This is a genomic window from Limnochordia bacterium (assembly GCA_023230925.1).
GTDB lineage: Bacteria > Bacillota > Limnochordia > DUMW01 > DUMW01 > JALNWK01.
The window spans coordinates 1-13,995 of sequence record JALNWK010000036.1 but is presented as its reverse complement, the minus strand read 5'-3'; the positions used below and the strand labels follow the sequence as shown (position 1 = coordinate 13,995).

Below are 13,995 nucleotides of genomic sequence, written 5' to 3'. Positions count from 1 at the left end.
TATAAGTTAATTATATTTTACTGCAGATCCATTTCTAGGTCAAGACCTAACGAACACCCAATTAGAAATATTGCTGAAGTGAAGATGCGTCAGAAATTGAGCAGGCCTTCTTAGTTGCCGTTACCAAAGAACGCTGGGCCTTCTCCGCACCATCGTTTCAACCCAAAGGGTTTGAGGCAGCACCGAGTTAGGGGAAAAACACGACCCGCATCTCTGGTGGTAAACAAGGCTTTCCCAAGCATCGGCCTGCCCCCACCCGTTATAACCCCTGTTGTAGATCACTTACAGATGCAACTATTGAGCCGGGCCCAGCACTTGGGACATTTGTCGACTCCGCCACCTGCCGGAGCCCCCTTTGCTTCACCGGGACCTAGGATGACAAAACGTCCTTCCCGTGTTTCCCCGGCCTGCTTGACAAGCACGCTAATAGTATTGGTGTCATTCACTTGCTCCGCGGTTATTCCCCATACACTACGACCGATGGATGAGGATATGGGGCGTGAGCGCCATTGGAAAGGCAGGATCAACTCAATCGTACAATCCTCCGCTTTTTCCCCCTTTGTGACCGAGACTTCTATCACTGACTCTATACCCGGGTAAATCACCGGATCCCCTCCATAGCCAAAGCACACCTCAAGATCCCCCAATACCGATACCGCCGAGTGAACGTCCTGGGTTAGTACTTGCCGTGCCAACTCGTTGCGGTATAACAGGGAACGGAAGTGTTCCGGAAGATTGGTATTTTCTCCAAACCTCACCGCGTCCGAACGATACCCAATGAGCTTTTCCGCGATTCTTACCGTCCGGTTTGTAAGTTCAGATATGGTTTTGGGAGCGTCGATGTTACCCGTATAAGGGTAAAGCACAATCTCTTCCCCAATAGGGCGGCGCCATTCCTCAGGAATCCCAGCGGTTCCGCCGATAATACCAAGCAAAGCACCAAGGGTAGCACCGGTGCAATCCGTATCATAGCCACAGTTTACCGCAGCGCATAGTCTCTCACCAAAGGTGGTCCCATAGAGCCATCCAAGGACGGTAAAACCATGGTTGTTAATGGCGTTACAGGGCATGTCAATCCCGAAGTGTGTTTGTATGCGCTGACGGGCCCGGCCCCACTTAACGTTGTTTTGCCAACACCAAATAGCTTCACGGATGACACGGGATATGCCACAGGAAATTGGAATCATGCGTAGACCTATACGGATCAGTTCAATGGGGTCATCCAGGACAAAAGCCGCACTCTCCACAGCGGCCCAAAACATCTCGCCATACACTCCTTCACCACCGGCGTGGTCTAACGTGGCATCTTTCCAGGCCATCGCCGCGGCTCGTTGTGGATCACCCGGTGCAATACATGCCCAGATCTCGCTTCGAATGGGCGCGCCCATATCGTCTACCCAGTAGTTCTCGAAGCAGCCGGAAATAGGCGGTCTTAGGCCCCGTTCAAGATTGCGCATGCAATATCCATATTCATTCCATGGATAGGCGGGAAGATACTTCATCCAGTATTCGGCAAGATCCTGTAAACTGAGATCTATACCTCGATCCTCAAGCAGTTGGAGCCAGACAAGCTGCAGGTCAAGGTCATCATTGGCAGCCGCTTTTTCAGGAATTGGATCGTAATAACTTAGTGCGTGAGCATGTTTTTGACCCTCATAGGGCGTTCCCAAGGTACCGCCTATGTTTTTACCCAACCAGCACGCATACACCTTATCCCTGTACGATTCCCTTCCTAGTTCAATCAACAAAATCCCTCCTTGTACAATATAATCAGTCTGCTTCCACTGACTCCGTCCAAACCCTAGATGCCCATTACAGGGGTAATTGCCGCACGACGGCACTACCTCGGTCTTAACTACATTGCTCCTGTATGGCACTGGCTACAAAAATTTGGTTATCGTTCACCTCACGGGTAACCAGTTTGTCTACAGACCTGTCCTCCAAGTGCCATCAAACAAACATAGCCCTCCGGTCGTTGGAGAGACAACAGACCGCCTTAGCCCCCGAGGGATAGATCCGATCAGCGTATGGGGAAAACAACCAACATTGCCGTCATCGTAGCGAAGCACTGGCTATCCTCTCTACAGTGCTTGTTAATCCCAGGCTGACCATAACGGTAATCCCAACTCATACAACTGGTACATCCCGGAGACCCTCTACCTGCCAAAGATCATCCCCATCCTCTTGTCTTTTTCGTACCGGACCAACCAACAATGGATCCTCGGTACTCACCATCCATTCATTCAATATATCATTCAGTTCACCTAGGATCCGCCTGTATTGTGCATCGGTAGCCAGATTGCTTTGCTCATGAGGGTCATGCTTCAGATCATATAGCTCTTCTGCCGGACGCATGCTTTGGTAATACTCATCAATTACAGGTTCATGGAGAAGTCCTCGGATTATGTCACCCGGAACAAAAACTTTTGGTTGGTGCCCCCAGTTACGGATATACTTGAATCTGTTGGTACGGACTGCTCGCGTGGGAGCGTAACGATCATGCCAAGTCAGTTCGGTAAAAATGAGCTCCCTTGGTTGATAGTCTCGCCCCTGTAACAAACTCAAGAAACTTCTCCCGGGAAGACCTTCTGGAGTCCAAGCTTCAGCTGCTTCCAGCAGTGTAGGCATTAAGTCGATGTTGCTTAGTAACTGATCGTAAGTTTTGCCGCCCTCAAAACCATTAGGCCAGCGCACTAATAGTGCCGTCTTCGTACCTGGGTCATACAACGTTCCTTTAGCCTTTGGCATGGCGATCCCATGGTCGGTGGTAAAGATGAAGATGGTGTTCTCCGTCAGGTTATTCTCCTGTAGACTACGGTCAATCTGCCCCACCGCTTGATCTACAGCCTTAACCATTCCATGCAGACCAGATAGGTCCCGCCGAATTGCATCAGTATCCGGTAGATATGGAGGAACATCGATATTCCCCGGTGGATCATTATCATATCCGGTTCCTCCAAAGGGACGGTGGGTTTCAATGAATCCAATGTTCAGAAAGAATGGTTCTCGGGGGGATGTATTGAGGAACTCGACGACTTTTTCAGTTACTGCAAAGGCGCTTCGTTGCGAGCAGTCGATCTGCCTATAGCCAAGACGGCGAGGATCAGAGCTTTCATGCTGAACACCGAACAAATAGGTTTCATATCCCGCGCTATTCAGCAACATAGGTAATGGCATCTCTCCCGGGTGAAGTTCCCAGCCCCTGTGGGCAAGGCCCATCATACCGTTCTGGTGGGGGTATCTGGCAGTGATAATGCTACTGCGACTAGGAGAACACTGGGGTGCTGTGCAAAAGTAATTCTCAAATTTCGCGCCCGACCTAGCTAGCTGATTCAGATACGGGGTCTTCACTGAGGCTCCGTAGCAGCCCAAATGCTGTCCGGTATCATGGGTAATCACCATAACAATATTGGGTTTTTGCATAGCCTATCATCCCTTCAATAGACACTGTGTCTTATCCCCACAGAACAAACGTACAATATGTAGAAGAGACCTTGAATTACTTCAGTCGTTACATGGCCGACCTACATCTTCCAGCAGTTGCATTATCTTCAGAGATTAATACCAAAGGTTACCGGACGCTCCGCGCTTTACAGGTGAGTTAAGAATCACTTTTTCCATCTTTTGTTTTAAGTTAACTTTACCCCAGCTGCCGGTATTAGTCAAGTAGATTCCGATGACGGCATACTTCCATCAATAAGAGAAACGACTCCATGTAGCGGCAACGGATATGGCTGTCTCATCCAAGGTAATATCAAAATGCCTTGAATGGTCTTCCTTCTAAATGCTCTACCAAGGGAGGGACCTCAAGGACACTTCCTACCAAAAGGAATCGGTGCCTTGTCTCTCGAATCAAGGAAATACATAGAGTCTTGCCCCGGCTATGTTGGTGCTTGATGGGATCTCCAGTAGGTATAGTTTTGACTGTATCAAGTATTGTACGCTGTGATACCATCGCCATGGCTTTCAACGGCAGAACCGATGTCCCATTGATTTGCAGGGAGTGAAGACTAGTATCCACCAAGGGCTAATACCTATCAGGTGGTGTTTGTATTTATTGTTGTCTATTGTCGAGCTTAAGGAGTGGGATTGATGGGGAAGAAGAGACATGATCTGCCAGCTGGCAACATACTCATGAGAAGGCTCATAACTCCCCTATGTCTGCTCATGACCCTATGCCTATTACCCGTAAATAATGTTGCTACCGCCAGCTCGGTTCTAAGCAGCGAGTTAACGCACATTACCCAGCTTTACTCTGAACCTATTCCAATCACAGAGCGACGATTGGCCGTTGGCATTGGTACCGTGGCAACCCTTCTCGCGCTAGATGAACCACTCTACAGTGCAACCAAACCAGTACAAGACCACCTATTCCAAGCCGCAAGGGAATTCAGTTTCCTCGTAGAAACACCAAGTCTATTTGCGCTAACTTGCTTATTGTATAAGGCGGATCCAATTACAACTAAGCTAGCGACTCGAGCACTGGTATTCACAGGCCTGAACACCCTAATTCTCAAGTCTGCTTTGGGGATGTCTCGCCCGAATGTAGGCCCTTCTTCGGTATTCGTAGGGCCATGCTTTGATGATGACTACGCAGCAATGCCCTCTGGACACACTGCCATTGCCTTTACCTTAGCCACGGTGCTATCCGATCGTTATCCAAAGTATAGGACAATGCTTTACACCGCTGCTAGTCTTGTTGGCGTCTCCCGGGTTGTTCTTGGTAAACATTGGCCAAGCAATGTTGCGGCAGGGGCTTTTCTCGGTGTCCTGTGGGCAAAGCATGTGTTAGAACAAAACCAGTCACCTGCGCTCAGCCCAGAGCAGCAGCGCTAGGCCACAAGCGGCAAAAACACAGTTGGGTAACCAAGCTGCCATCAGTTCTGGAAGGAATTCATTAGCCCCTAAGGAGCGACTGACTGCAGATAAGATATAGTAAACAAAGGCCATGGCCACACTTGCTACAACACCAAAGGCCTTGCCACCCCGGGCGGAGAAAAGACTCAAAGGGGCCGCCATGAACACAAAAAGAAATGATGAGAGGGGAAGCGACAACTTCATATGGTAATCCACCACAAATGAGCGAACCTGCAAACCACTTTTCTGAAACCGGGTAATATGTTCTGCCAGTTCCTTTCTGCTCATCTCATCAGAGGTCTTATAACCACTTAGATAAAGATCCGCAGGTTCCGCGGTGACAATCTCTAATTCGGTAAACTTACGCTCACTTACGACAAGTCCTCCCCGATCCAGTTCGGTACTCACCCCATCGATGAGAGTCCAGACGTTTTCCTCATATCTGCCCTCGCGGGCACTAATAATCGAAGGAAATCCCGTTCGAGGAAGCTGGTAGATCAGTATATCCTGAAAGGATTGTCTGTTTGGGTCGACGCGGCGGATGTAGAAAAACTGGCTATCCTGGCCTTTGAAAAAAAGATTCTGCTGCACCCGAGGTACATCCTCTTTCAGAACCACCTGTCGCCACATGGTCTGAAACTTCTGATTAGCCCAAGGTACTACACGTTCATTAGTCTGATAAGTCAATCCCGCCACCAGCAAACCCAAAACAAGAACCGGTATGATAAACCGGGTGAAACGTACTCCGAAACTTCTGACTACCGTTATCTCATTATCCTTAACTAGTCGCCCCAAAGAAGCCAAACAGCCATACAAAGCTGCCACAGGAAAGCTCATCACAAACAAATGGGGCAGCTTGTAGAACACCATCTTAGCCACTTCACCCACAGGGACCCGTTTGATGAAAATCAGATCACTCATCTCAAACAACAACTGACTAATCAACATCAATGTGAAGGCGGCTATACATAAGAAAAAGGGTCCTAGAAACTCCCTCACAACATACCGATCAAGTGTGGTAACCCTAACTGGCTTCCTCTGCAACTTTCTATTTCCCCTCTAATGACCAACATGAAGGTCCTTACAACCGTCCCACAAATGCAAGGCTGATCACTGACTCTAGTATGACTATACCCTAATATTTCGAATTCTTCCATGCAAGTATGGCGTAGGACCAAAAGCGATCACCCACGGCTTCTCCTAAAACGGCATCCCGAATTCGACCATTAAACCCGCTTCCTTGCCATCATGGATATACCCTAGGCCAAGATCCCATTTCCCAAGATCGGCAAGAAGGGATACATCGTAGCCATTCCTTGGAATAATCAAACCGTGCATTCCTCCGGTCCTTAGTTTAAGGCTTGGGGCCAGACTCCACTCTAGTTCACCCCACAAATTCTTCTCCTTCTGCCGGTTTAGCAGATCCGTTACCCCTAGGGTCACATACACCCGTTCCGACAACAACTGTGTCCATTCAACACCTACCAGAAGAGGTCTTTGGGAGACCTCACCAAATACTACAATGTTTTCTATGGTAATACCTAAGGCGGCATCCGGTTCAACAGCTAAGGTCCCTCCCACATCAATTCCCCATAGACTAGACAATTGTCGTTGGTCAAGCCAACGGTTTTTGTAACTAAGGTTGATCCCCAGTGCCAATTGATCCGTCAGTTGGGTCGCCTTTTGGTATGCCAAGTGGAACATAATCTCCTCATGATCAAGATCGTCTTCTATATCACGAACTAGCTTCAAGCTTCGCAACATGCCAAACCCGCTCACGTATCGCTCCCCAGCGGGCTGAAAGAAGCCAGCCTGGTAGCAGACATCGGCAGCGCCTACATAAGAAGCTCTGAGCGTTTTGTCCTTAACTTCCATAATATGGGCTGGGTTCTGTGGACGAACAGCCATGCCCGCGCCAGTCATTAAAATGACAACAACACATGTAAGCCCCACAACCAATGTCCTGCGCAATCCAGGCCAACTCCTTTCCATCTAGTTAGAACTGAGTGTTGAACTTCAAACCCCAGCCTAGTTCCTCCATACCAACTAGATACACGTCTAGATCAAAGCGAGGGGAAAACACAAGCCTCACTCCGGCATTCAAGCTTCTCCCATCATATTCCCCCATGACCATCGCTACCGGAACAGATAAGGACTTATCTCCCGAAGAGATAGTAACCGGGTTAACTACGTAGGACAGTCCTGCAAATACACCGTTGACACGTCCTTGCCCAATCCCTGCATGAATTCTTGGGGCTCGAAGGCCTAAGGACTTACTCGCAACCAAGTACATGCTCTCCCGGCTTAGGCCAAAACTCAAGGCGGGGTATTCCTGTGCTTCTCCCACAAGCTTTACTTTCACGCCCGCATTGAACGTCTCGGGATTGGCTCCTTTCTTGATAATAGACACCGCAGCAGCCACATCAGGGGATACTCCCCAAGATACCTCTGCGATCCCAACCTTCCCAATATCCCTAAATCCGAAGGTCAATCGCCCGTCCTTCGTTAGGTCTGCGGTGGGTACGTTGACTAGCACACCACTTGCAGAAGTTACCGTAGTAAATATAACAATCACAAAAGCTAGGAACACGCCAATGATTGAATTTCTTCGTAGCAAACTATCCTCTCCTCTGTAAACCTGCCGCTATTACAGTGTCTTCTCAATCTCTTCAAGCCGACGCTTAAGGTCTCTTATTGTCGTTGCCAGCTCTGGCAATCTGCGACTAGCGGCTTTGATGCGTAGTTCTTCTTGATGGGCACGGGCTGGGGCCCCTGATACAACCGAGCCAGGGGGTAGATCATTGGTAACCATGCCTCGCGCTAAGACACGACTTCCAGGACCAATACGTAGATGCCCGACCACACCGGCTTGCCCGGCAATGATCGAACCATCCCCAATCACACTGCTTCCGGATACTCCGGCCATAGCAACAATCAAGCAGTTCTCCCCAACCTCGACATTGTGCCCTATTTGGACTAGATTGTCGATCTTCGTTCCCCGCCCGATCACTGTACTATCACAGGTAGCCCGATCAATAGTCACATTTGCTCCGATTTCCACATCATCACCGATAACAACATTACCTATTTGAGGAACCTTAACATGCCCCGACTGATCCGATACGTAACCAAACCCATCGCTACCGATTACCGTTCCCGCATGAATGAACACCCTTGTGCCCAAAATGCACCCCGTTTCAACAACTGCGTTAGCATAAATAACACAATCATCACCGATCTGCACATCAGGGCCAATATATACGCCGGGGTAAATCATGACGTTATCCCCAAGCCTTGCCCCTGCTTCAATGACCGCATGGGCGCCGATACTACATCCTGCTCCAAGTTCCACTCCTGGGCCTAACACCGCTGTAGGATGGGTCCCGAGGGTTCGATCATACTTGGGCGCAAAGGCATGAAGAAGCTTCGCAAATGCAAGCCTCGGGTTACCCACCTTGATGTGTGGTTTTTCCGCCTCACAGTCTGCGGGAATCACTAAAGCCCTTGCACGGGAGTCAATAACTTTGACCAACATTCTAGCATCGGCGGCAAAGGTAATATCCTCCGGTCCAGCATTTTGGTAACCCTTAATACCAGCAATGTGTAGGCTAGGATCACCACATAAGGTTCCAGACACCAGCTGAGCAAGCTCACCTAGACTATACCCCTTGCCCATTGGTGCTCACCTCCGCCATAGTCAAGTTCCAAACACTGAAATCCAAATACTCGATTACTGACCAATGCCTAACTCGTTCAGGACCTGCTGGGTAAGATCAACTCCACCCACTAACACAATCTGGCCGTTAAGGACCAAATCTACTTTCTCGTTAACTGCCACCTGATGAATTGCCTCGATCAGTTCACCATAGGCCTTTTCCTCAACCTCAGCACACATGGCACGCTGGTTAGCATCTAGTTGCTGCTGATACTCCGCCTGAATTGCCTGGGCTAAGCGAAGTCTAGCGGTCTCAGATAAACCTTGATCTTTTTCAAGCTCAGCTAATTCCTTATCTAGTTCAACCTGAAACTTCTCCAATTCAGTCTGGAGCGTCTCGTCTAAGCCCGCGTCAACCAATCGCTGTCCAATTGCTGGCTGGAGATAGGCAAAGTATAGATACTCCACATCTACATAACCTATGGTGCTTTGCTGAGTTGCCCGCAGGACACCCCGCTGTCCCGCTGCCATTACTAGACCAACCATTAGTGCCAAAACTGCTGTAACGATTACATAGTTCTTATGTCGCGTTTTCATATGCATCTCCTTAATATCTTAAGCGGGCGCATCTGTGCGCCTGCTATTGAACGTTAGAATGATTGACCTATGGTGAAATACGTTTTTCCACCATCTTCACCGATACCATAGCCAAGACCCATCACTCCGATGGGGGTATCAATGCGTACACCAACACCATAACCTAGTTTCAGGTCTTTCAACGAAACCGCCTGTTCTTTATCCCAGGCATTCCCCAAATCCACAAAGGCGATACCCTGGATTGAGTCTGTCAGCTTTAGACGGTACTCAGCATTGGCAACAGCCATTTTCTCACCTTTAAACTGACCATAGTCATAACCTCTTACGGACTCAGTACCACCCACATAGAACCGCTCGTAGGTAGGTACATCACCTGTCTGTATACCAGCCTCCAAACGCAGGGCAACGGTATGCTTATTGGTCTGTCCGATCTGCAGGTACTTGCTCGCGCTGCCTCGGTAAGTGGTAAAATTCAGATCGCCGCCCATAAAGGAACCGGCCATCTCCGCACTAACATAACCCATCCATCCTTGACTTGGGAAGAAAGGATGGTTCCGGGAATCGGTCTGGGCAACGAAGGCCAGACTACGCAGCTTATTAGTCTCATTTAGCGCGTCGTCTTCGCTGACCACATCAATATCCTCTATTTTTACCCGCATAAAGGCTTGGCTAAACAGACCAAGACGTCGACCAAGACTAATTCCGCCCCCCAAGCGATGATCATCAACTGATACACCATCGATGACACGGGTTACCGAGCGATTGTATGCATTTAATCCAAAAGATGCGGGAGTATCGCCTAGATACGGAAAGTCAAGACCTAGGTCATAGGAACTTTTAGTTTTACCAAATTCCCACTTCACATCTAGTTTATTACCACTACCCCGGAAGTTACCGTCCGTAATCTGGATAAGCCCTACCAAACCATCAACCTTGCTATATCCTGCTCCAAAAGAAGCCAATCCAGTCTGGCGTTCAGTAACCTTGATCCTGAGGTTCACAACACTAGGATCATCTGATTCCTCAAAAATCGGCTCTACCTCTTCGAAGAAACCGAGCATCATAATTTTCCCTAGGCTTTGCCCTAGTCGCTCATAGTCTATGACATCACCCGGGTGCATCTGTAATTCTCGTCGAATCACCTTTTCCTTTGTTTTCTCATTTCCCTCGATAACAATGTCCCCGTATACCATTTCCTTATAGGTGATCTGAAGAACACCATCTTGTAGTTGCAGGTCCTGGGGCCAAATAATGTAACCATATTCATCTTCTACTTTTCTGACCGCCAACCAAATATCATTATCCAGACGGCGCGAATCCAGTACGGCACCCTCTTTTTGAGTGATAAACTGGCGCACCTTCTCTGGTTTCAATTGGGTTAGGCCAAGGATCTGAACCTTGTCGATTACCGGATTCTCGGTAATCTCGAAAATCAATTCTATGCCATCCTCATAGACTTTGCTGTCTACTGATACGTAGTAGATGGGGCCTGATTGGGCAATACTATCTAAGTCTTTGGTCAGTTTGTCTCGGTTAGCAGGCTGACCAATCTTAGTATTGGTAATTAATTTTTCAATGAACTCCGTGCTAACATGCTTATTCCCTGTTATCGTAATCTTTCTTACGATAGGTTCAGACTCCTGAGCAAATGATACTGCCGCAGTAGTTAGGACAAGCAAGAAAGCCAACATAGTAATCATGATACATTTTGGTTTCATGCGTTTCACCTCGTTGCCCCCTTCAGCAATCAAACAACATCACAAATAGGTGGTGTGACCTTACTTCCTTGTATTCTCGTTTCCCGGCGTAATTCCTTCCCTCGGAGTTAGACAATTTCCTCCCCTTCTGGTCGGGTTTGTAAGAGCTCCTCGTCTAAGGGGGACAATTCCTCCTCAAGGATGAACTCAATGTCACATAAGGCACTACCGGTAGCGACATAGGGTAGGTCAATCGTTTGCTTAACGGTATCCTCATTCTCTAGATTAAGCAGTGTAACCTGGATTTGATCATTCCTGAGTCTATCGGTAAACTTGCTAATTAGAAGATCCAGATTATCGGCGTCGGCTGGCTTTTCTTCAGTTGATGCTGTCCGCACAGCCTCATGCCAATCAATCTCCTTAGTAAGGTCCAAGTAGTCCATGTAGTAATACATATCACTACCCGATTCCACCATCAGCGTGGCAGACCCTAGGGGCCAATCCTCTGGAACCTCTAGTACCACCTCGTACTTCTGCGCATTATCCCGATAGGGCCTTACAATTATCTCTACTTCTACTTCATCACCGGGATGATAGTACGTTTCCTTAGCGTTCGCTTGTACCACCGCCGCGGTCTGACGGGTGTCCCAGACAATTATGTTAGCAGTGATTCGTTCGAGTTGTATCGCCCGAAACTCATTCTCCACAAGCATAGAAACAGCTTCCAAAAGCTCCCCGAGCACACTGGTCCCAATATCAGAGCTCCAGTGTAAGTTGCTACGTTTTAGGGGTTGCACCAGTCCCGAAGACTCAATCGAAAAGTCGACCATTGCGGTACCGCTACCCACCCGGTCCAATGCACGATCAACCAAGGAAAGAGCACTAGTACCTAATAGATAAATGATCATGTTTTCATCCTGAACTACATGAAACATGGACCGACCCTTTTTCCCGGTGGACATATCCGCAACATCAAGGCACACCTCAGTGTAACTAGGTGGTGTACCAATGGTACCCGCGATCCCCGCGCTGCGATCCTGGAGCACAGTACCAATCCTTTGAGCCGGATAGGCCAGCTTGAAGGGTAACGGTTCTGCATCGACGGTTTCAACTACTACAGCCTGGCTAAGCGTTAAGGCAACATCACCCGCATGATAAAAAGGATGTCCAAAGGCAAGAAACCGCTCATCGTCGATCCAAGTCATTGTTCCAACGGCCAGTATTAGTGCATCACCATAGACTAACTGGACCGCTACGGCACTACCTGGCTCAATTGCACCACCAACGGGTACATCTTCTTGTTGAACCTGGCTTAGGGCACCCAAACTCCTTAATGGGAATCGTCTTTCTAACAATCCCACAGCTCGAGATGTATACCCATAGGTAAGCATTGGAGAGATAATGGGTTCTATCGGCTGACTTTCATCGAGCTGTACCGATTCATTCGTGGGAAGTAGTGTTAGCATCTCTTGCATACGCTCAATAGGTGTCACTAAGGCGTATCGGTTTGAGCTATCGTTAAGTGCATAACTCAAAGCCCCAATGAGTTCTCCATCCTCATAGACCGGACTTCCACTCATTCCCTCGGCAATTCCCCCACACCGCCGGGCCAATTCTTCAGAGACCTTAATCAGGACAAGATCCTCCTCACCGAAGGTACCGAGGATTTCCACCGGAAATTCCTCAATTTGAGTACCTTTCAACACTGTCCTCATACTTCCGAGGCGAGGAAGGGGCTCGGCGTCCATTCCAAAGGGAATAACTAGAATTAATGATGCCAAGAACAACGCAACAACTAAGCTGACCCTAATCTGCTGCACACGCATCTGGTCAATCACCTTCTTCATTAAACATACTCCCATCTGTGAATGGGTTCAAGCAGGAGATGGGATCCTAGACACCTTATACCCTCTGATCCGCAGTAAAACGCCAATTCCTGATGCGTCAGGCTCCCTTATGATCCTTACCTCACTGAGCTTCGAAAAGCAAAAGAACCTTTAACCAAGCAATGCCATGGCCGAACCTAGTTTGGAGCATTGTCGCCCCTGGCCTGCAGCGCTTCGTTACCCCCTATCCTTTAGCAATTCATCCAACGACTGAAGTCGTTGGATGAATGTCATTTCCTCGTAACAATAAAGAATGTCTTTTCGAGCTGAACATCATGGGTTTCGGGAACAATACGGAGGGAATTAGATTGCTCATCCTGCGGTGTGATCGCTTGATATGGCATACCCCGATGAATACTGTCCCGCGGTCATCAGGATCTGCATTCCGTTGATCACACATAGTAACGGATCCGGGGCCACCTGAACAAAGACACCAGTCGCTTGCTCTAGAACCTCAGCCAATCCGTGTAAGAGAGCGCCTCCACCGGTCAACACCATACCTGAGGTCCAGATATCTCGAGATAACTCCGGTGGGGTTTGCTCTAAGACATGAACAATAGTAGCAATGATCGGCTCCACACACTCAAGGAGAACCCCCTGCAACTCCAAAGCTGATACCCTTTCTAGTTTGGGAAGTCCCAAGACATAATCTTGTCCCTTGACCTCCATTTGTCCGTCGGTTGGGACCACTGAGGCAACCTTCAATTTGACTTGCTCCGCTGTCAGATCACCAACGACCAGATTCCGTTGTCTTCGCAGATAGCGGATGATCGCCTGGGTAAAATCTTCTCCACCCAATCTTACCGATTCACTAACCACCTCATTATGCATTGAAAGCACGGCCACATCGGTAGTACCTGCTCCAATATTTACAACAAGATGACCCCGAGGCTGGGTGATGTCAAGACCAGCACCTAGGCCTGAGAGCAGTGCCTCAGAAACTAAATGCACCTGCTTGGCCCCTGCACTATAGGCAGCTTGTGCAATCGCGCGCTCTTCCACGGTGGTGATTTTTGGAGGTACTGATATAAAAGCGATGGGTCGGAATAAACGTCGTTGTCCGCATACCCGTACAACCAAGTATCTTAAGATCAGCTCGGAAATTCGATGACCGGCCATTGTTCCCTGACGCAAGGGCTGTAGTACCCTAACACTAGCTGGAGTACGACCGATCATATTAAACCCGAATCAGGCAAGCCTCCGAAACAGAAGGTATTTTCCAGTTTGTTGACTGCTCCAGATGGGGTATACCGTCAAAGTAAGTGAGAGATGATGGCAGTATCCCGGTGATTAATGTGAATTT

At 48.6% G+C, this 13,995-nt stretch carries 11 protein-coding genes; 1 reads left to right on the top strand and 10 read right to left on the bottom strand.

Annotation, left to right across the window (positions count from 1 at the left end):
• Window positions 1-278 precede the first annotated feature (278 nt).
• Both M0Q40_08965 and M0Q40_08960 read right to left on the bottom strand, forming a co-directional pair.
• Entirely contained in the window at window positions 279-1,745 is a 1,467-nt protein-coding gene (locus tag M0Q40_08965) for an ADP-ribosylglycohydrolase family protein (GenBank protein MCK9222733.1), read from the bottom strand.
• Between the two features lie 382 nt (window positions 1,746-2,127).
• Window positions 2,128-3,423, bottom strand: a complete 1,296-nt coding sequence (locus M0Q40_08960) for a sulfatase (protein MCK9222732.1) — start codon at window positions 3,421-3,423, stop codon at window positions 2,128-2,130.
• Between the two features lie 669 nt (window positions 3,424-4,092).
• On the opposite strand from M0Q40_08960, the gene M0Q40_08955 reads away from it, so the two are divergent.
• Window positions 4,093-4,836, top strand: a complete 744-nt coding sequence (locus tag M0Q40_08955; protein MCK9222731.1) for a phosphatase PAP2 family protein — start codon at window positions 4,093-4,095, stop codon at window positions 4,834-4,836.
• Here M0Q40_08955 and M0Q40_08950 read toward each other — a convergent pair.
• From M0Q40_08950 to M0Q40_08915, 8 genes are all read right to left on the bottom strand, one after another.
• Window positions 4,804-5,901 (bottom strand): LptF/LptG family permease, encoded by a 1,098-nt coding sequence (locus tag M0Q40_08950; GenBank protein MCK9222730.1) that lies wholly within the window; start codon window positions 5,899-5,901, stop codon window positions 4,804-4,806. The two genes, M0Q40_08955 and M0Q40_08950, sit on opposite strands and share 33 nt — an antisense overlap.
• A gap of 156 nt (window positions 5,902-6,057) precedes the next feature.
• A complete protein-coding gene (locus M0Q40_08945; GenBank protein MCK9222729.1) occupies window positions 6,058-6,828 on the bottom strand; it encodes a hypothetical protein in 771 nt (256 codons plus the stop codon).
• A gap of 25 nt (window positions 6,829-6,853) precedes the next feature.
• On the bottom strand, window positions 6,854-7,474 hold the full coding sequence (locus tag M0Q40_08940) for a YjbH domain-containing protein (protein ID MCK9222728.1): 621 nt from the start codon (window positions 7,472-7,474) through the stop codon (window positions 6,854-6,856).
• A 30-nt stretch (window positions 7,475-7,504) separates the two neighbouring features.
• Window positions 7,505-8,533 (bottom strand): UDP-3-O-(3-hydroxymyristoyl)glucosamine N-acyltransferase, encoded by a 1,029-nt coding sequence (gene lpxD / locus M0Q40_08935; protein ID MCK9222727.1) that lies wholly within the window; start codon window positions 8,531-8,533, stop codon window positions 7,505-7,507.
• A gap of 54 nt (window positions 8,534-8,587) precedes the next feature.
• On the bottom strand, window positions 8,588-9,109 hold the full coding sequence (locus M0Q40_08930; GenBank protein ID MCK9222726.1) for an OmpH family outer membrane protein: 522 nt from the start codon (window positions 9,107-9,109) through the stop codon (window positions 8,588-8,590).
• Between the two features lie 53 nt (window positions 9,110-9,162).
• Window positions 9,163-10,827 carry a BamA/TamA family outer membrane protein gene (locus M0Q40_08925; GenBank protein ID MCK9222725.1) on the bottom strand — a complete coding sequence of 555 codons (1,665 nt, stop codon included), beginning with the start codon at window positions 10,825-10,827 and terminating at the stop codon, window positions 9,163-9,165.
• A gap of 107 nt (window positions 10,828-10,934) precedes the next feature.
• The gene (locus M0Q40_08920) at window positions 10,935-12,653 is read right to left on the bottom strand and encodes a hypothetical protein (protein ID MCK9222724.1); all 1,719 of its coding nucleotides are present in this window, start codon (window positions 12,651-12,653) and stop codon (window positions 10,935-10,937) included.
• 351 nt (window positions 12,654-13,004) lie between these two features.
• Complete coding sequence (locus M0Q40_08915; GenBank protein MCK9222723.1) at window positions 13,005-13,826, bottom strand: rod shape-determining protein; 822 nt, start codon at window positions 13,824-13,826, stop codon at window positions 13,005-13,007.
• Window positions 13,827-13,995 lie beyond the last annotated feature (169 nt).

Coding starts and splice junctions, on each gene's coding strand:
- M0Q40_08960 (MCK9222732.1), bottom strand. CDS start 3,423: ATGCAAAAACCCAATATTGTTATGGTGATTACCCATGATACCGGACAG.
- M0Q40_08955 (MCK9222731.1), top strand. CDS start 4,093: ATGGGGAAGAAGAGACATGATCTGCCAGCTGGCAACATACTCATGAGA.
- lpxD (MCK9222727.1), bottom strand. CDS start 8,533: ATGGGCAAGGGGTATAGTCTAGGTGAGCTTGCTCAGCTGGTGTCTGGA.
- M0Q40_08930 (MCK9222726.1), bottom strand. CDS start 9,109: ATGAAAACGCGACATAAGAACTATGTAATCGTTACAGCAGTTTTGGCA.
- M0Q40_08925 (MCK9222725.1), bottom strand. CDS start 10,827: ATGAAACCAAAATGTATCATGATTACTATGTTGGCTTTCTTGCTTGTC.
- M0Q40_08920 (MCK9222724.1), bottom strand. CDS start 12,653: ATGAAGAAGGTGATTGACCAGATGCGTGTGCAGCAGATTAGGGTCAGC.